The sequence below is a fragment of the Hyperthermus butylicus DSM 5456 genome (assembly GCF_000015145.1).
Taxonomy (GTDB): domain Archaea; phylum Thermoproteota; class Thermoprotei_A; order Sulfolobales; family Pyrodictiaceae; genus Hyperthermus; species Hyperthermus butylicus.
Map to the genome: position 1 here is coordinate 1,119,540 of NC_008818.1, position 18,081 is coordinate 1,137,620.

Consider the following 18,081-nt stretch of genomic DNA (forward strand, 5'->3'; position numbering starts at 1 on the left):
ACCCCTTATTCCTTTGCTGTAAAGGTTTAAAACCTTGCACAAGAGTACCCCTAGACCAGTTATGGAGGTAGACTAGTCTAACTGGGGGTGCAGGCAGCAATGCCTGCATCCGCCGTACTAGATGAGGTTGACAAGGCGATACTCAAGGCACTAAAGGAGATTGGCGGCCCTGCAAAGCCAAAGGATATTGCTGCCCGTGCAGGCCTAGACGCGAGACGCGTAGCAGCTAAGATGAGGAAGCTTAGGACGCTAGGCCTCGTCGAGAGGCTTGAGGAGGGCCTCTACAAGCTAACCGAGGAGGGCGAGAAGGTAGCAAGCGAGAGCTGATCCATCACCACGTCACTTTACACACTTGTTTTGGGTGTTTTTGCTTCCTACATTTCTGCCTTGCCAGTCCCGTAACATATTGCCTGGCTGTATTTTCAGCCCTATCATTCTGTAGAGTATTACGTTACTATAGCACCCCTACAAATAAAATATATGTGCTAACAGCTGCCAGCTGCCCCTCAGCCTGGGGGTGTGAGTATGTCCGAGAGGCAGGGAAGGGAATATACTGCCTACGTTCCTGAACAGCTATACAAGAGGATTGCAAGAGAGGTAAAGAGAGAGAGCTTCGTCACACCATACATGCTCGCCGAAAAATACAACATGACTATCAGTCTTGCTAGACAAGTGTTGAAGCGCCTAGCAAAAGAGGGTATTGTTGAATTATACTCGCCTAGCCGTAGAGCACCAATATACGTCGTCAAGAAGTAGACTCTCTACATGTCTACATGATTTAATACATCCACTTGCTGCACCTACTACAGCCCTGTTTTAATCGTTGGCACACTGCCTTCTTCTTTGGGCTCTCCAACTCTCAGTCTTGGGGGTAGGGTAGATGATTAAAAGAAAGACATCCATGACTGCTTTCGATGTCGCCGCCGTAGTTCGGCAACTTAGTGGACTTCAAGGGAGCAGGCTTGCAAACATCTACGCCTACAATGGCGGGTTTCTGCTCAGGTTCAAAGGCGCTGAAGATGCACGAGTTGTCGTTGTTCCTGCAGTAAGACTCCATGCAACAAGGTATGAGCCTGCAGAGAGGGGGACTCCTCCCCCGCTTGTTATGGGCTTGAGGAAGTATATTCGTGGAGCCCGACTTGAAAGCGTTGAACAGCACGGGTTTGACCGTATTGCAGTATTCAGGTTTTCCCGCGGCAATGGCTCCTATGTACTTGTTACCGAACTCCTTCCTCGTGGTGTTGTTGTTCTCGCTGACTCGTCCTGGAAAATTCTACACGCTAGTGAACAGCGCGAAATGAGAGACCGTGTTATCAGGAGAGGTGTTGAGTACCAGTTTCCTCCGAGCAATACTATACATCCCTCCCAGCTTGCAGGAGAAACCGTTGAAGAAGCCTTATCGAGTGGTAGTGGAGAAGCAATTCGTATTTTAGCTCGTAGATTAGGTTATCCCGGCGAGGTTCTCGAAGAGGTTTTTGCAAGGCTCGACATACCTGTAGACGCTAGTGCAGACAGTCTTGCTGGCCGCGGCGACGAGATAGCCGAGGCTATACGCAGACTATATGAGGAGTGCATGCAGCTGAAAGGCTACATAGTGTATGATAAGGGTGTTCCATTAACCGTAACTTGCTTTGAGCCCCGCGGGCTAGCTGCTCGTTACGGATTTGAGTACCGGGCATTTAACGACCCTAGTACAGCTTACGACGAGTACTTCCTCACGGTTGCACGAGAGGCGGCTGGAGCTAGCACTGTTGCAGCTGAAATTGAGGCAGAGAGAAAGAAGCTGCTCGCCTCTCTTGAGGCCGCCCGCCGCAACCTTGAGCACTTACGTAAGAAGCTTAGAGAGCTTGAAGAACTTGCAGAGATAGTGTCAACAAACATAGCCGACGTATATGATGCTGTGGAATGCGCCCGAAAAATGAGGGAAACTGCTGGCTGGGAGCAGATACCTGGCAACTGTCCAGGCGTAGTCGACGTTGAACCGAACAAAGGTATCATTAAGATATCAATTGTCGGGAACATAGTACCAATCGATATACGTATGGAGCCAGGCAGACTCGTCGTCGACTTATACAAGAGGATTGGCGAGGTGAGAGCAAAGATTGAGCGTGGCGAGAAAGCAGTGAAAGATATTGAAGCTAGACTCGCCGAGCTCGAGGAGAAAGTTAGGCAGCGCTTGCTCCGTGCTCGTGCAATGGTACGGAGGAAGGAGTGGTACGAGAAATATCACTGGGTAATAACGAGCCATGGATACCTAGCCATCGGCGGCAGGGATGCCAGCCAAAACGAGTCCGTGGTTAAGAGGTACCTCAATGATAAGAGGATATTCATGCACGCAGATATACATGGTGCACCAGCTGTAGTCTTCTTCGCTGAGGGCCAGACACCGCCAGAACAGGATCTGCGTGAAGCTGCAGCCATAGCTGCTGCCTACTCTAAGGCCTGGAAGGCTGGTATTGGTAGTGTGGACGTGTACTGGGTTTGGGGGAGCCAGGTTTCGAAGGCTGCTCCTGCGGGCGAGTACCTTGCTAAGGGCGCATTCATGGTGTACGGCAAGAGGAACTATATACGTAACGTTGAAGTCAAGATAGCTATCGGGATTGGCCTAGAGGACGAGTATAGCCCTGTAGTCATAGTAGGCCCTGATAGCCTCGTGAGGAGGAGGAGCATCGTGTATGCCGTGCTAGCCCCAGGCGATGAGGACCCCTCAAAGCTCGCCAAGAGGCTTCGGAGCCTCCTCGCGGGGAAGGCGGGAGAGTATAAGCCTATAATCGAAGCTGTAGGAGTTGAAGAGCTACGTGAACGCATACCGGGTCGGGCGAGGGTCCTCTATGTCGGTAGGGGGAGCAGAGAAGAGCCGCCGAGACCTCTTCGAATACTACATGGAGAGGAGAGTTGAGCGGCTTAAGCTCTCAGCAGTGAGGATAATATCAGGCCTCGTGCTTGGCATTGCTGCAGCCCTAGCAGAGTCAACCACAATCGCATATGCGCTCTTCACGGCATACCTTGGCATTATACTTGTTTCGGGAGAGTACGCTAGGGCGAGATATAAACTGCTAAGAAGCCATGAACCATATACAGCCGGGCTAATCAGCGGATTAGCTGCATTCGTCTTGGGCGTCATCCTTGGCTCGGCGCTGTAGCCCCATTGGTGGGAAGTAGTTGCCAGCAGCTTGGCAATCCCTGCCCCTTTATTTCCCGGAGTTCCTCAAGGGCCAGACCTGCTGCCAGCAGTTCCCGCAGCTCCGGAGCCATCAATGGTTCTCCATTAACTTTTGGGTACGCGTAGGGCAGTTCAACCTCAATCACGCCAAGATCTCCCAGGTCGATGCTTACCACGGGATTTAATACGACCTCAAGTCTGTCTGGCGCCACTCCTTCTAGAGTCTTAACTGCAGCATAAACCGCACCATCGATGCTGAATTGGTGGGGGCCCAGGCTTCTAGCTTTCATTCCGCTTGCACGCCTTGTCAGCAGCTCTCTCGTTCTTCCCCGTGGCGGGTGGTCCCCGAGAATTCCACCAATAACTATTGCCTCCGCATTAGCTGCCTCCTGCGGGTCCAGCAGTTTTTCCGCTTGGGGATCAAGGATTATCACATTGCTCCGAGAAGTGTAGAGAGTACCTTCAAGCTCTACTATACTCTTCTCGTAGCATGGAGCTATCATGCTTAGCTCTTTACAGCAACGCCCCGCATTCGTGAATACAAGCCTGCCATGGGCTAACCGAGCTGCGTGGCGGTACTCTGCAAGTATCCAGCGGGATAGTACGGGCTCAAGATGCTCTATCACTATTAGCGGCTTCTCTCTCCTTTTCACGGCTCCACAGCTCCCTCCGAAGAGCCTCCAGAGGCTCGTAGGGTACGCCCATAAACTCTGCCGCAGAGATCACTCTTGCTGCAGCACCTTCTGCCAGCTGACGTAGACGGTGTAGATATTCAATATCTCTTGCAAAGTGGTGGTCTGCAACTATTATGGAGCCTGGGAGTTTTAGGGCTAGTTGACGCAGGTTTTCAAGTCCTCTATGGACATCCTCTTCTGGCACCTTTACACCTTCAAAGTAGGTTGGAGGCCCACTAATGAAAACAACATCAGGCTTGAGGGATAGTATTGTTTCGAGGGCCCTCACCGATATTGGGCCTTGCACGTCTGATGCATGCAGGAAACGCTCTCCGCAACATTCGACTGAAACCATTACCACGTAGCCTAGTTTGCTTCCCTCAGCGCCATGCGGTACGGGCTCCGACCCGGCTATTACGAGATCACCGTCGATCTTGTAGCTTTTCGCGTCGAGGATATCTATGCGCTTTGCCAGCTGGCTGACGTCGTAGCGGGATAGAAGACGGTGAGCCCTAATTCTTTGGCTAACATTAATACTCGCCTTAGGATCCTTTATTATCAGCCACTTGTCCCGATATACCTCTGCGTCCTCGGGCTTGTAGAGGTAGTGGTCATAGTGGTAGTGTGTTATGATGATAATATCCGTGTCCTGTAACTCGTCAATTATGCGTTCTCTGACTTTCTCAACTCTCTCAAGCTCTATGGGGTGGGGTGGAAGCCCGTATCTTCGAGGGGCATAGCTAACACCAGGGTCAATAGCTATCTTTACGCCGCCAGCGTCAACGAACGTGGCCATCGACCGTACTCCAGTACTATCGGATGCGATTATCTTCACCCTAAGCTCCACGCCACGTGCACCCTTTAGCTAGCAGTTGAGGGCCTCGGCGGCGGCCACCAGGCGTAGGGGTGTTCCACACCTTCAGCCATGGATTTCGGATGAGGGGAAGGATCCCCATCGGCCCCATTTCCTAGTCTACTGGTTCTACTCTATAGCCTTTAAAGAGCCAGCTAAACCTCTGGTATGTCTTCTCATCAAGAATTATATCCTCGCCCTCAGCTGCGAAGCGAAGCCCTTCTATCGGATGGCGTGGGGGATCCGGGTAGTTTTGTAGTTCTGGAGGCTTATCTCTACCGACATAGATCCAGCGTATCCGCGAGGTCTTGCCCTTCTTTCCAGCATAGCTTACTTTCCACCAATACCTGCCTATGTAGATGTACCGCTTGAAGCCGTTCTCGGTTCTCCTTGTAACTATGTGCATGGGCTTTAAGTAGTAACCGGTTCCGGCTATGAGGCTGTTATAGTGGTATATCATTCTCTTATACTCTTCAATGATTGCTTCTACTGCTTTGAGACCACCTATAATCCGTAGCCGGCGCGGCACCTTAACACTGCCCCGAGGCGAGGACTTAATGTTGAGCTGAGCCTAGGCTGGGGCAAAAACAGTTCCGTGCCCCACAATTCCTACCAGCGTAGTAACGGCGGCCTCTTCTCCATGACTTTTCTCCTTATCTCCTGTAGCTTACTTGCTATCTCCTTGTCGAAGCGTGCTGGGAGCTTGCGGAAGAGCTGTTCTGGCTTACCTATCCTGTGGCCTGGCTTTATTATCATCTCACCAGCCTGCTTCCAGCGCCCTGGCTCATGCACGCTACCTGGAAGATTTAGCATCTTCCAGAGCCTCTCGGCAGAGTCTGGCGTGAACGGCGCCAAGAGTATCGCTAGAGTAGCTACAGAGTTTACTGCGAGGTACATTGTTGTAGCTGCATCCTTTGGATCAGTCTTTATCTTATCCCAGGGTGCCTTGGTGTTCAAGTACTGGTTGCCCTTACGGGCTAGCTCTATAACTTCTCCTAGGGCCTGCTTGAGTCTGACTTCTTCGAAATACTTCTCGGCCCTTCGCGGGGTCTCTCTTATAGCCTTCTCGAACTCCTTGTCTGCATCGCTATAGGAGCCTGGTTCTGGCACTACAGAGCCAAACTTTGATTCTATGAATCTAAGTACTCGATGGACGTAGTTGCCTATGTCGTCATTCATTTCGGTATTAACTATTCTCAAGAACTCACTCCAAGTAAAGTTTGTGTCCTTAGCCTCAGGCCTCATCCTTATGAGGGCAAACCGCCAATAGTCAGCTGGAAGTATCTCTAGAGCCTCATCTATCCAGATGCCCCATCTGCGGCTCTTTGAGAACTGTTCGCCCTCGTACATCAAGTACTCTGTAGCAGAGATGTAGCTTGGTAGTACGTATGGATCACCGCTACCGATTAGCATTGCTGGCAGGATTATTGCATGGAAAGGTATGTTGTCCTTGCCTATGAAGTACACGGTCTTTGTCTCGGGGTTGAACCAATACTTCTTCCATAGTTCGGGATCTCCCTTCTTCAGCCCATACTCTTTTGTGGCTGAAATGTAGCCTAGGAGCGCGTCAAACCAGACGTATATTGTCTTGCCCTCGGCGCCGGGGAATGGGGCTGGAATCCCCCACTTGTTGTCCCTTGTTACGCTCCTAGGCTTGAGACCTTCCTTAAGCATGTTAAGGCTGTAGTTTTTGACGTTTGGTGGGAGATTTGACTCGCGGAGCCACTTCTCAACCTTCTCTTGGAGTTTTGGAAGATTGAAAAACCAATGCTTACTCTTGCGGAACTCTACGGGGCCACCACATATTGAGCAACGTGGGTTTTTGAGCTCTGTGGGGTGAAGTAGTCTGCCACAGTTGTCGCACTGGTCCCCATAGGCTTTCTCGAAGCCACAGTATGGACATGTACCTACGACAAAGCGGTCTGGGAGGAACATTTTGTCGCGTGGACAGTAGGGTAGTACGTCGTCCTGCTCGAATATGTAGCCGTTCTGGTAGAGCTTCATCATGAATTCTCTCACAAACTCCTTGTGTACAGGGTTCTCGGTGCGCGTGTAATTGTCAAAGCTTATCCTAAATTCTTCAAAGAGCTTCTTCACGTACTCGTGTGCTTGGTCGGTGAGCTGCTTGGGGTGTACACCCCTCCTTATGGCTTCAACCTCTATTGGAGTGCCATGTTCATCACTACCGCTAACGAATACTACGTCTTCGCCCTTGAGGCGCAGGTAGCGGGCGAAGACGTCGGCAGAGAGTATGGAGCCTATGAGGTTGCCGAGATGTGGAATGCTGTTAACATATGGCCATGCAGAGGCTACTATCCACCTACCCATAACAACTCACCGCTACTACTACCCTGGAAGGGGCTATGTGCTACCTATCTCTAGCGCGGCTTGTTTTGGCTCTTTATTAACTCTGCCCGGTACCAGTCTATAGAGCGCGTAGTGTACCCAGGGGTGTGGGGCCGAGTATGGTGGTAGTACACGCCGCTGTAGGCAACATCAACGTTGACATATACCTTGTCGTAGATGATCTGCCGAGGCCTGGCGAGAACATTGTAGCACGTGAAGCCTACATAGGCCCTGGAGGCGCGGCTGCAAATTACTCTGTCGCGGTCAGGCTCTACGGGCATCAAGCAATACTTGTAGGACATACTAGTGTGTTCGCTGAGCGGCTCGGCATCCTTGACGCGCTTAGGGGGAAGGGAGTCAGCCTCAGCCTTGTAAGGATACATGAAGGTGAGTTGCCGGGCATAGTAGTGGTGCTCGTTACACCCAACGGCGAACGTACCATGCTTGCGCTGCGCGGCGCCAATAACATGCTTACAGGTAACGAAGCTAGGTGTAGATGTGACGTGCTCCACGTGGCTAGCCGTGACACCAACGTGCTTAGCAATGCTTCTACAGCCGCCTCGGCGGAGCTGGTGTCGTACGACCCAGGCTCCTCGGTTGCACGTAGTGAAGGTGCAGGCATCATTGAGGCTGCTAGGAGGCATGTGTCAATACTCTATCTCAACAAGCTAGAGTACGAGTACGTAACAGGTACAAGTGAGCTGGATAGCGTTGCAAGGCTCCTCGGTGGAAAGCTCCGCTACGTTGTCGTGAAATTGGGTGCTGAGGGCGCGTTAGCTGCAACTCCCGATGGTGTATATCGTGTAGAGGCGTATAGGCATGGAGCTGTTGTTGATCCCACAGGGGCTGGTGACGTATTCGCCGCATACTTCAACTCCGCGCTGGCCGACGGCTACAGTGTTACCGAGGCTCTACAGTATGCTTCCGTAGCTGCGGGAGTGAAGGTTTCGAGACGTGGAGCCCAGAGTGCCCCTTCAAGGAGGGAGGTTGAAGAGATCATTGCTAGCCGTCCGCCGAGGGTCTGGAGGATCGCCTAGGCTGCCAGAGCTTAGGCTTAACTGCAGACTATCCGATGACAGATACTGTGCGAAGTGCTGCTATAATACCGAGATGCCGCTCACAAGGGAGGATATAGAGAGAATTGAGATGCTCGGCTATCCCCGCAGCTACTTCATTGTAGTCGGGCCCGACGGGGTTCCGAGACTGAGGAACATTGACGGCCACTGCATTTTCTTAGATCCTGGAACGGGTAGGTGTAAGATCTATGAGCATCGTCCTCTCGGCTGCAGGCTGTATCCCCTGGTCTATGTGCCTGGCGAGGGTGTCGCTGTGGATCTGGAATGCCCTCTAGCCCACGCGGTTCCGAGGCATGTTGTGAAAAAGTTTGAAAGGCAATTGGTGAGACTCGTAAGGGAGATCTATGGAGAGCTAGAGGACTAGCTTTTCGCCCCTCTGCCGCCGCCTTAATACACGGTATGTAGGAGTAACCGTGCGTGGATGGTTAGCATAGATCGTGTCTAGCCTTGTGACGCTAGTATTTCTCGGAGCCCTCTTTACCTCCTCGGGGTTCTCATAGGCTTTCTCCGCTATCTTCCGTAATGCCTCTGCATATCTCTCGATTTCCCTACGTGGCTCGGACTCGGTAAATTCTATCATTAACGCCTCCTCTACTATTAAGGGGAAGTATATTGTTGGAGCGTGGAGCCCATGGTCTAGAAGGGCCTTAGCTACGTCCTCTGCTGTGACACCCGTGTCTCTCTTTAGCGGCTTTGCTGAGAGTACCAGCTCGTGCTTCCGCGGCCGGTTAGGATCGTAGGGTAGTTCGTAACCACGGACATCCTTCATGAGGGCTATGAAGTAGTTTGTATTTATGACGCTCTGTATTGCTGTCTCCCTTAGCCCTTCGCCACCCAGCATTGCTATGTATACGTAAGCCTTGACTAGTGGGATTATGTTGCCGTAGAAGGCCCTCACGCGGCCTATACAACGTTCACAACTATAATCCCAGTAGTACTTTCCTCTACGCTTTTCTATGAGGGGCCTCGGGAGATAGTCTACAAGCTCTCCCTTGGCACACACCACGCCCGCGCCTGGACCCCCACCGCCGTGGGGGGCTGAGAAGGTCTTGTGGATGTTTAAGTGGACTACGTCGAAGCCCATGTCGCCGGGCCGGACAATACCCATTATCCCGTTGAGGTTTGCACCATCATAGTATAGTAGTGCGCCCTTTGAGTGGAGCAAGTCTGCTAGCTCGAGGATACGATCCTCGAAGATGCCAAGGGTATTAGGATTTGTAAGCATTATACCTGCAGTCCTCTCAGACAATACTGTCCTGACAGCCTCAAGATCCACTGTGCCATGTTCCGACGTGGGTATCTTGACGACTTTGAAGCCCGCCATCGCTGCGCTTGCGGGGTTTGTACCGTGAGCCGAGTCTGGCACTAGCATCTCATCACGGGTTTCTCCCCGGTCGAGGAAGTACTTGCGTATCATGAGTGCACCAGCTAGCTCCCCAGCCGCACCCGCTGGTGTTTGTAGACTGCATCGATCCATGCCGGTTATCTCTGCCAGCCAGCGCTCTAGCTCGTAGAGGATCTCTAGGAGGCCTTGTACGGTCTCTTCGTCCTGGTATGGATGTAGGAGCTTTATCCTAGGGTCTGATGCTATTTCCTCGCTTATCTTGGGATTATACTTCATTGTGCAGGAGCCTAAGGGCACTGGGCCGACATCTACACCGTAGCTCATCTGGCTTAGCCTGGTAAAGTGTCTTACAGTCTCTACCTCGCTTAGGCCTGGTATCCCCGGCAGCTCCCTACGATAGTATTCTCCGAGATCCTCTTCCGGGGTTGTACCGAGATACTCCATGATCTCCTTGTCGTCACTGCTGTAGGGTACTATATAGCCGGTATTGCTGGGCGAGCCTAGCTCGTATACAAGTGGTTCCTCCCAGCGCGCCTGCCTCCAACCACGTCTAAGCTGCAAGTATCTCACCCACAGCCTCCACGAGTCTGTCTATGTCTCTACGGCTATGTGCCTCGGTTACGCAGAAAAGTGCAAGATGCTCATCGCTGTGGAATCCTCTAGCAGATAGGTCTAGGCCTCCCATGATGCCGCGTTCGAGTAGCTTGCTGTGGATCTCCCTGTAAGGTCTTGGGAACCTCACCGTAAACTCTTTGAAGAACTTGCCAGTGAAGGCGGGGGCCTCTACTCCGGATAGCTCGCCTAGCCTCTTAGCTGCATAGTGGCTTCTCAGCCATATACTCCTCGCCAGTTTTTGTAGCCCCTCGCCGCCGAGGAGTGTGAGGTACGCCGCAGCTGCAAGAGCCATTAGTGCCTCGTTGGTTGTTATGTTGGATGTTGCCTTCTCTCTGCGTATGTGCTGCTCCCTAGTCTGTAGTATCATCACAAACCCGTAATCCTCGCCATCGAGTGTCCTTGTTAGCCCTATGAGCCTGCCTGGGAGCTGACGTACCAGCTGTCTATCCCATCTTACCGCGAATATGCCGAGATACGGGCCGCCGTAGTTTAGGCCTAAGCCCAGTGGCTGCCCATCACCAACAGCTATGTCTGCCCCATACCTTCCCGGAGGCTCGAGTATCCCGAGACTCAGCGGGTCCGAGCCCACAATGAAGAGGGCTCCATGTCGATGTGCTATATCGGCTACAGTCTTTGCCTCCTCGACTATCCCGTAAAAAGTTGGGTGTCTCTATGTAAACTGCTGCCGTCTCAGCGTCTACAAGCTTCTCCAGCTCCTCCACACTTGTCGTTCCGGTCTCGCTGTCTACCGACACCTTAACAAGCCTGACATCCTTACCGATAAGCCACGTCCTTATAGTCTCAAGTCTTTCTGGATGCACGGCGCCGCTCACAACTACTTTGCGGCGCCCTCTCTTGACTCGTAGTGCCATTAGAACTGCTTCTGCTGCAGCAGTGCTCCAGTCGTAGAGCGACGCATTAACTACATCCATCTCGTAGAGGTCTGCTATGAGACTCTGATACTCGAAGAATACCTGGAGAAGACCCTGATTTATCTCAGGCTGATATGGAGTGTACGCTGTGTAGAACTCTGACCGTGATATAATAGCATTCACAGCTGCTGGGATTGTATGGAAGCACACACCACCCCCGAGGAATGGCGGTGGACTCGTATAGATGGTGTTTCTCTGCAATTTCTCCTCCATAATCCTCCGTATCTCCCACTCGGATAGAACTCTGCCAAATCCGACTCTTGGCGGCTCCTTTAGGATGAGCTGGCTTGGCACATCACTATACAGCTCTAGGGGATCGCTAACACCTATACGCTTGAGCATCTCCTCCCTATCACGCCTATTGGCAGCTGGAGCCCATGGCAATACCAAGGGGGCCAAGCCTCCGATGTTTATAGCTACAGAATACCAGTATTAAGCCAATATTCTTCCAGACCTGCTACCCGGAGGGGCTGTGAGGAAAGTCATGCCTACTGATACGGTGATGCATTAACCCTGGGGTAGCTGAGCCCCACGACACATAGCACAACCTACATCACCGATCATTATTGTTACAGCGAAGCGAAAGAACTAGTGTGAGTGTAGGAGTGGAAAGGCCCGCAGAATTATGGAGCCGCCGCCGGGATTTGAACCCGGGACCCCCGGCTCCCTCGGAACCCGCGGGACACCAGGCGGGCTTACGAGGCCGGTGCTCTGCCAGCTGAGCTACGGCGGCACATGTTTTGCCGTGTTGTTATGGATAAGCTTGTATCACCCCCTTATAATGATTTACTCTAGGTGGTTGGGCCGGTGATGTATCACGCAGGCCTAGCATAGCCCCATCCTCAGGGGGATGCTATAGCCCGTCCAGGCTGAGGCCCCCAATGCCTCCATGTAGAGGAGAGCTTGCAGGGTCTCGGAAGGAGGGCTCAGCGCTCAGCCTTCTCCTCACAGCCTATATACATGTGTCGCCGTAGGACGCCCTCCCCATCGACTGTCATGGCGTGTCGGTGAATCCGGGTTCCTGCTCATCCACGACACATGCTCGGCCCGGCTCTCCACATCACCGCCCAAGACAAGTTACATGACGGGCTCTAGCTGGGGTGGAGCCCAGCCTAGCCTTATGCCAGTGTAGAGTAATATTAGGCGTTACTACTAGGGCGCTAGGGTGGCTAGTGAGGGTGTGCGGACGTGCTCGACACCAGGTCTATGATGCTCGTTAGCCAGGTGTACTTCGTTATACTGGCGATGGTTCTGGCTATTGCACCCCAATACTATATGCTAGTGTTCCTTATATACTTCGTAGCGATTATGGCATTTTCCATGTATACCTCGAAGAGAAGAATGAAGGGTGCAAGGATACCACGGGAGGAGGTTGAAGCGGCAAGACAGCTATTTCGCGAGGATAACTCGTTCCAGATAGCTGTAGAGGATGAAGAGCTTGTTCGACAGCTTACCGGCCAAGCAAAGACTGCTATAATGACATTCCTCTTCCTTCCAATCTACATTACGATATTCGAACTGGTTCGACGAAACTATAGCTCGCTTATTTCAGCGCTACAGGGAGCCGGGCTTAGCGAGACGCTGGCAGGCTTTGTCGTGTGGTTTGCAGCATTTGAGACAATGTTCCTTATCAGCATGGTGTCCCGGAGGGTTGTAAGGCAAGCCAAGCAACCCCCCATGGTGCCTAGGGGCTTTGTGGTGACTGAGAAGGGTATACTGCTGAAGGGCTCTATGGGTGGTGTTATTGGTTTCCCCCTGCCGGAGGGTACCGAGGTAAAGCTTGACGAGAAGAGAAACTGTGTTGAGATAGTGTTTCCTGGAGGGAGTAGGCTGAGGCTCTATACGAGGAAGGCTAGGAGGGTCTACGAGCTTATTCAGAGGCTTGGGCTTCGTGGAGCTAAAACGGGGGGTTCAGGCTAGATTTTCTGCTCCAGTACCATTCTATATTCAGTTTCGTCTATGTCCTTCTTGCGCTCAAGGAGTTCGAGCAACTGCTCTACGCGTACTTTCTCTCGCTCCCACCCCTCCTTGCAACCCTTGCCGACACGGACGGGCTTGTCGAGCCTTGAGAGGAGGACCACCCTGCTTTCGATCTGCTGCGATACTATCCTATATCCGGTCATGTCTGCGAACTTCTTCGCAAACATGAATACCTCCAGATGCTTAGCCATATCGCTTGCCGAGAGTCTCTGCCGCGCAGCACCAACATGCATGTATGACTTGAACTCTATGTAGGTTGGCTGAGAGATCTCTACGAGTTTAGCCCAAGCCTTTAGTGCTTCATCATGCATGTTGAAACTCTTTACCAACGTGAACCTTATAACAGTCATACTTGAGAATGATGGTAGTAGCTCTAGCGTCTTGAGTGTCAACTCCCACCCCCTAGGAACCAGCGGCTTGTTGAAGTAGTTGAAGCTCTTCTTATCCCAGGCCTCGAGGCTCACATAGAGCTGTGTAGGCTCCTCCTCTAGATTAGCGAGAACATCCGGCCTTATTCCGCGAGTTACGAGGAACGTTGTTAGTCCTCTCTTGTGGTACTCCTTTATCAGCTCGCCTAGCCTCGGATAGAGTGTGGGTTCACCCGTCAGACTTATCGCTACATGGGCGGGGTTCATTGCTTCCTCGAGCCTCTTCTTCATTCGCTCATCCATTCGTGGGTGGCCACGGTAGCCCATGAGGGCTTCTCGGTGGGCCTCAATGCTGCCCTCGACTATTAGATCTGGGTCGTCAACCCACGGTATCTTTGTGTCATCCCATCTCATGGTGTCGGTAGGCCTTAGCCTCCAGCAGTGCATGCAGGCATTCCAGCACCAGAGCGCCGATGGGCTCATCTGGATGCAACGGTGGCTCTCTATGCCGTAGAACCGGCACTTATAGCAGAACCTCTCCTCTACAAGCGCCGCGTGCGTCCAGTGACACTTCTTGTATACGCTATGCCTGCCTATAATGATGTAGCCTTGCTTCTGGAGTATCCGGTACAGTGTCCGGTAGGGCTCGGGAAAGTCCTCTATCCTGTACTTCCAGCGCTTACCCCTAACTGTCCTAGGCCTGAACTCTGCTAGCGTAGAGCTACTCATTACCCTGCCGGCCCTCGGAGTGATTAGCAGCATAGGCTAGTTAATAAGGTTTAAACAATACCCATAACCTACTTAGTGTCACTCTACCTATTACATTAACGACGCGGGGATGTGGAGCACACCCTTAACCCGACGGGTGCAGCGGCCCGTGTGGGGAGAGTGGCCAGGGCCGAACCTCCACACGTGTTCCTCAGCGCTCCGCTCATCTCCACACGCAGGGGATTTAGCTCGGCCCCAAAGATCCTCATCATTGGATATGCTGAGCTAACACCTAGCTGAGGCCAATGAGCAGCGTGATGAGTTCCCTGTGGGCTGAGGCCAGTCTCTCCCTAAACATTCCTAAACATCAATACTACAACACGTATAGCCTTGCTCCTCTAACACTCTCCAGTAGTCCTCTACGCTGGTGATGCGCCTCAATACTCCACCATCACTGCTAAGGGCTCCCTCGAGCCTTAGGAGCTTCTCCTTAAAACTGAGCCCTCTACTGTAACCTCCAAGCCCTCTAACACTCACTACGCGATGACACGGGACAACTATCAGGTCACGGTTTTGCCTCATGAACACCCCTATCGCTCTAGGCGACGTGCCGGCCAGTCTAGCCAGCACCGAGTACGTAACGGTATACCCCAGCGGCACAGCCGACAATAACACGTAGACTATGTCGCGAAGGCTACGGGGGTCCTTCCAGCTCACCCAGTCATCACCATACAAGAACATTCAGTCTGACGGGGAGGCCAGTCACCCCCACATATTATATATTAACTACTTACCGCCCGTGAATATAGCTATGCTAGCCATAGAAATCACCGATAAGCACACCTCTAAGCGAAACCCTAATAAGGGGCTAATATCACATGATAATGTTACGTCACGGAGCACCTGGGTGGCGGGGTAGCATAGCGGGGTAGGGTAGCCTGGTAGCCCGCGGGGCTCATAACCCCGAGGTCGGTGGTTCAAATCCACCCCCCGCTACCACAGCCCGCAAGCCGCGGGCCCCCGCCGCCACTACCTTCTCCGTCCTCTCCTCCTAGCGGCTGCACCTCTCTACAGCTTCCGGGTTGTACACGGCCGTTATACATACCAACACGAGTGCATGATCTTGGTTAAGAGGTTTGGATACGTGCTAAGCCTTAACTGTAATACTACCCTTTACTGCTTCTAGCCTGGGTCGCTGTGCCGTGCAACAGAGTTTTGGCGTTACAGTAACGGATAGAGGCGCTATCATCCTTTCAAAAAGTATTAGTGTTGACGGCTACGCTGATGGTGCTATTGTTAGGGTCGTAACACATATTCATAGTGATCACTTGTTAGACCTGAGTCGTAGTATACGTTATGCCGAGTTTATCGCTGCAACACCACTTACACTAGATCTTCTTGGGGCGCTTGGACACCGAATACCTGAGCATAAGAAGCTACCCATGCCTATAGGTATGAAGGTCCAGGTCGACGATGGCGTGCTTAGGCTTGTTAGGGCCAGGCATATTCCTGGCTCTGCATCTGTGGTCTTTGAGTCTAGCGAGTTCTCAGCGGGATATACTGGTGACTTCAAACTGCCTGGTACAGATATACTCAGAGGCCTGGATGTGCTTGTCATAGATGCTACTTATGGGCTTCCAGAATGGGTTAGACCGTGGCAGGAGGAAATCGATTACTTGCTCGCCGATATTGTACTCGATGAACTGAGAAAGGGGAGCCCCGTCCACATCTACGCCTATAATGGAAAAATCGAGGAAGTTATGCTTCTGCTTCGCGAGATGGGAGTTGACGCACCCTACCTTGTAGGGGTGAGACACTACCGCGTACTTCGCGTTCTCGAGAAGCATGGCTACCGTATAGGCGATGTTGTTTTGGAAAGTTCAAGAGAGGGGTGGGAGGTTAAGCGTAGCCGATGGTATATCAGGTTTAGCCACTATAACGGATGGCGCCACAGTAACGGTAGGGATGCTGTACACATACTGCTTACAGGTTGGGAATTTAGCGAGCCGTACAAGAGGCTGAGCACAAATAGGCTTATTGTATCGTTTAGCGACCATGCCGATTTCAGCCAGCTAGTCGAATATGTTAAAGAAGCTAAGCCTAAGCTGTTACTTGTAGACTCGTACCGGGGCGGACGGGCTGCTAGAGTATTTGCACTCTATGTTTCAAGGAGGCTGAATATACCCGCTCTAGCTGTACCCTAAGGTGGCGGGGTTGGACTGTGTTGGGCGATGTTGATGTAAAGCATGTGGCCTGGCTTGCCCGTATACAGCTTAGCGACGAAGAGGTCGAGCTGTTCAAGAGACTCGTAAATAGCGCTATGAAGCTCATCAACAAACTTCTAGAAGCACCTGTAGAAGACGTAGAGCCCCTATACCATGCGCTTGATAAAGAAGGTTTGCTGCGCAGCGATAAGCCAAGCATACACCTTGACAGAGAAAGAGTCCTAGCCAATGCTGCAAAGAGCCAGGAAGGTTACATAGTTGCTCCTCGCACTGTTGAAGAGTAAGACGTTTTCTAAACCTTTAGCCCTAGCTTTTGGTAGTCCTTCACGCGCAGTTCGTTCACAAGTTCTGCAAGCTGGCGAGCCCTCCGCTCATCTACGGGGTTTAACGTTTTACCATTAAGTTTTATTGATGTTCCAACTATGAACCCATCTGCGACTCTCCAATAGGCCATAATGTTATCTATGCTTATGCCACTTCCAATTATAATCGGCTTGTAGGGTACCATGGCCTTTATTGACGCCACATAGCCTGGGCTTGGTGGCTCGCCCGTTGCAGACCCAGATACGATTATGGCGTCAGGCCTGCCTCGTCTAGCACAGTCATGCAGGATTTGCTCTAGGCTAGCTGTTGCCAGTGGGGCTGAATGCTTAACATCAACATCTGCAAATACGAGTACAGGAGCTCTGAGCTCCTCGCGGATTCTTTCAATAATATATGCTGCTGGCGTTAGGATACCCTCCATCGATACTCGTAGCTCGCAATAGCTGTTCACTCGTATAAAACTAGCACCAGAAACTAGTGCTGCTTCTAGAGCTTGTGGGGCAGCATTGCGGAGAATGTTAATGCCTACTCGTAGCTTACCACTATAGGTTCTGGCTACTTCTGCTGCTATCCGCGCAATGGCTAACACGCTAAGGCTTGGCGCTGTTACTGTGTAAGGATGGTCACCATAGTTTTCAATTATAACCGCGTTAAATCCGGCGTCCGCTAACTTGCCAGCTTCCCATAAGGCGTAGTCTACTAGCCTGTCAATGTCTACGCGGTCCTTCACGTAACTCGGTGTTGGCGGTAAATGTATCATACCTATGAGCGGCTTATAGCCCAGGAGAGGGATTACAAGCAGCTCAGCGCCATCCTCTTTCCTCACGGTATCAGTCCTCGGCCTTTACTCATCACTGCAGATTGTTCCGGATAGGGGTTAAGCATATGGGTGCTAGCCTAAAATCCTGCTTCCCTGATGGGTGTGGAGTCGCTGTCCCCGAAAGGACCGGCGTATGGGATGACGTAGCCTCCCCCTTTGCCGAAACAACTATTCCTAAGCAAGCGGCTATTTCTCACCGCGTAGTAATTCCTTGACTATGTTCTGTACTCTCTCTGTTAGCTTGGATTCCTGGGTTACGCCGAGTATGACATCTGCTACGTGACCGTTTACGAATATTATTGTTGTTGGTATATTGTCCACGGAATATCTATCGGCTATGTCAGGAGCTTCGTCCGTGTCTAGGTATGCAAAGACTATGCCCTTTTCAGGGTCCGCGAGGCGGCGAGCTACCCGTTTGAATACAGGTGTATAGGCTTTGCAAGGGTTGCACCAGGGTGCCGAGAACTCTACGACTACAACCTTGTAATTTTTGAGGACTTCATCGAAGTTGTCCTTGTTTAGGTAAATTAGAGGGTCACCGAGTTCCTTGTCTAGCTCGTTAACCTTTTTCTCGATTAGGCTTCTCAGCTCTCTTACTATGTCGTTGCTCAATCCTACCACCAGCCCTGCTTAATACCGCTGATTTGTAATG

18 protein-coding genes, 2 tRNA genes and 1 pseudogene are annotated in these 18,081 nt (G+C 51.8%); 10 read left to right on the forward strand and 11 right to left on the reverse strand.

Annotated elements, in window-relative coordinates; translation table 11 throughout:
- Positions 1-99: 99 nt before the first annotated feature.
- The 4 genes from HBUT_RS05750 (at position 100) to HBUT_RS05765 (ending at position 3,143) form a co-directional block, all read left to right on the forward strand.
- On the forward strand, positions 100-327 hold the full coding sequence (locus HBUT_RS05750) for a DUF2250 domain-containing protein (RefSeq protein ID WP_011822264.1): 228 nt from the start codon (positions 100-102) through the stop codon (positions 325-327).
- A gap of 198 nt (positions 328-525) precedes the next feature.
- Positions 526-756 carry a 30S ribosomal protein S25e gene (locus HBUT_RS05755; protein ID WP_011822265.1) on the forward strand — a complete coding sequence of 77 codons (231 nt, stop codon included), beginning with the start codon at positions 526-528 and terminating at the stop codon, positions 754-756.
- Positions 757-880: 124 nt separating this feature from the next.
- The gene (rqcH, locus tag HBUT_RS05760; RefSeq protein WP_011822266.1) at positions 881-2,899 is read left to right on the forward strand and encodes a ribosome rescue protein RqcH; all 2,019 of its coding nucleotides are present in this window, start codon (positions 881-883) and stop codon (positions 2,897-2,899) included.
- The gene (locus tag HBUT_RS05765; protein WP_011822267.1) at positions 2,832-3,143 is read left to right on the forward strand and encodes a hypothetical protein; all 312 of its coding nucleotides are present in this window, start codon (positions 2,832-2,834) and stop codon (positions 3,141-3,143) included. The genes rqcH and HBUT_RS05765 overlap by 68 nt, the downstream gene beginning before the upstream one ends.
- Here HBUT_RS05765 and HBUT_RS05770 read toward each other — a convergent pair.
- The 4 genes from HBUT_RS05770 to metG all read right to left on the reverse strand — a co-directional run bounded on the left by HBUT_RS05770 (position 3,121) and on the right by metG (position 7,018).
- The gene (locus HBUT_RS05770; protein ID WP_011822268.1) at positions 3,121-3,816 is read right to left on the reverse strand and encodes an SAM-dependent methyltransferase; all 696 of its coding nucleotides are present in this window, start codon (positions 3,814-3,816) and stop codon (positions 3,121-3,123) included. The genes HBUT_RS05765 and HBUT_RS05770 overlap by 23 nt on opposite strands.
- Positions 3,773-4,684 (reverse strand): MBL fold metallo-hydrolase, encoded by a 912-nt coding sequence (locus HBUT_RS05775; protein ID WP_011822269.1) that lies wholly within the window; start codon positions 4,682-4,684, stop codon positions 3,773-3,775. Before HBUT_RS05775 ends, HBUT_RS05770 begins: the two co-directional genes overlap by 44 nt.
- 121 nt (positions 4,685-4,805) lie before the next feature.
- Complete coding sequence (gene ubp / locus HBUT_RS05780) at positions 4,806-5,219, reverse strand: UBP family nucleoid-associated protein (protein WP_011822270.1); 414 nt, start codon at positions 5,217-5,219, stop codon at positions 4,806-4,808.
- 80 nt (positions 5,220-5,299) lie between these two features.
- Positions 5,300-7,018: a methionine--tRNA ligase gene (gene metG / locus HBUT_RS05785; RefSeq protein WP_011822271.1), complete on the reverse strand. Its 1,719-nt coding sequence runs from the start codon at positions 7,016-7,018 to the stop codon at positions 5,300-5,302.
- A 137-nt stretch (positions 7,019-7,155) separates the two neighbouring features.
- Between metG and HBUT_RS05790 the strand changes: the two genes are divergently transcribed.
- Together HBUT_RS05790 and HBUT_RS05795 are read left to right on the forward strand one after the other, a co-directional pair.
- On the forward strand, positions 7,156-8,073 hold the full coding sequence (locus HBUT_RS05790) for a carbohydrate kinase family protein (protein ID WP_011822272.1): 918 nt from the start codon (positions 7,156-7,158) through the stop codon (positions 8,071-8,073).
- Positions 8,036-8,476, forward strand: a complete 441-nt coding sequence (locus HBUT_RS05795; RefSeq protein WP_011822273.1) for a YkgJ family cysteine cluster protein — start codon at positions 8,036-8,038, stop codon at positions 8,474-8,476. Before HBUT_RS05790 ends, HBUT_RS05795 begins: the two co-directional genes overlap by 38 nt.
- Here HBUT_RS05795 and gcvPB read toward each other — a convergent pair.
- The 3 genes and pseudogenes from gcvPB to HBUT_RS05810 all read right to left on the reverse strand — a co-directional run bounded on the left by gcvPB (position 8,465) and on the right by HBUT_RS05810 (position 11,737).
- Positions 8,465-10,018 (reverse strand): aminomethyl-transferring glycine dehydrogenase subunit GcvPB, encoded by a 1,554-nt coding sequence (gcvPB, locus tag HBUT_RS05800; protein WP_048061501.1) that lies wholly within the window; start codon positions 10,016-10,018, stop codon positions 8,465-8,467. The two genes, HBUT_RS05795 and gcvPB, sit on opposite strands and share 12 nt — an antisense overlap.
- Positions 10,008-11,346: pseudogene (gene gcvPA, locus HBUT_RS05805) on the reverse strand (aminomethyl-transferring glycine dehydrogenase subunit GcvPA). Before gcvPA ends, gcvPB begins: the two are co-directional and overlap by 11 nt.
- A 284-nt stretch (positions 11,347-11,630) precedes the next feature.
- A tRNA-Thr gene (locus HBUT_RS05810) sits at positions 11,631-11,737 on the reverse strand.
- 455 nt (positions 11,738-12,192) lie between these two features.
- Here HBUT_RS05810 and HBUT_RS05815 point away from each other — a divergent pair.
- Positions 12,193-12,924 (forward strand): DUF2208 domain-containing protein, encoded by a 732-nt coding sequence (locus tag HBUT_RS05815; protein WP_011822274.1) that lies wholly within the window; start codon positions 12,193-12,195, stop codon positions 12,922-12,924.
- Here HBUT_RS05815 and twy1 read toward each other — a convergent pair.
- Together twy1 and HBUT_RS05825 are read right to left on the reverse strand one after the other, a co-directional pair.
- Positions 12,921-14,081 (reverse strand): 4-demethylwyosine synthase TYW1, encoded by a 1,161-nt coding sequence (gene twy1, locus HBUT_RS05820; RefSeq protein WP_011822275.1) that lies wholly within the window; start codon positions 14,079-14,081, stop codon positions 12,921-12,923. The two genes, HBUT_RS05815 and twy1, sit on opposite strands and share 4 nt — an antisense overlap.
- A gap of 339 nt (positions 14,082-14,420) precedes the next feature.
- Complete coding sequence (locus HBUT_RS05825) at positions 14,421-14,777, reverse strand: MGMT family protein (RefSeq protein ID WP_011822276.1); 357 nt, start codon at positions 14,775-14,777, stop codon at positions 14,421-14,423.
- A 205-nt stretch (positions 14,778-14,982) separates the two neighbouring features.
- On the opposite strand from HBUT_RS05825, the gene HBUT_RS05830 reads away from it, so the two are divergent.
- The 3 genes from HBUT_RS05830 to gatC all read left to right on the forward strand — a co-directional run bounded on the left by HBUT_RS05830 (position 14,983) and on the right by gatC (position 16,569).
- Positions 14,983-15,059, forward strand: a tRNA-Met gene (locus tag HBUT_RS05830).
- A gap of 203 nt (positions 15,060-15,262) precedes the next feature.
- Complete coding sequence (locus HBUT_RS05835; protein ID WP_011822277.1) at positions 15,263-16,264, forward strand: MBL fold metallo-hydrolase; 1,002 nt, start codon at positions 15,263-15,265, stop codon at positions 16,262-16,264.
- Positions 16,265-16,284: 20 nt separating this feature from the next.
- Positions 16,285-16,569 (forward strand): Asp-tRNA(Asn)/Glu-tRNA(Gln) amidotransferase subunit GatC, encoded by a 285-nt coding sequence (gatC, locus tag HBUT_RS05840; RefSeq protein ID WP_011822278.1) that lies wholly within the window; start codon positions 16,285-16,287, stop codon positions 16,567-16,569.
- Positions 16,570-16,577: 8 nt separating this feature from the next.
- On the opposite strand, the gene HBUT_RS05845 is transcribed toward gatC, so the two are convergent.
- Together HBUT_RS05845 and HBUT_RS05850 are read right to left on the reverse strand one after the other, a co-directional pair.
- Positions 16,578-17,435 (reverse strand): BtpA family protein, encoded by an 858-nt coding sequence (locus tag HBUT_RS05845; protein ID WP_011822279.1) that lies wholly within the window; start codon positions 17,433-17,435, stop codon positions 16,578-16,580.
- A gap of 180 nt (positions 17,436-17,615) precedes the next feature.
- On the reverse strand, positions 17,616-18,041 hold the full coding sequence (locus tag HBUT_RS05850) for a thioredoxin family protein (protein WP_011822280.1): 426 nt from the start codon (positions 18,039-18,041) through the stop codon (positions 17,616-17,618).
- Positions 18,042-18,081 lie beyond the last annotated feature (40 nt).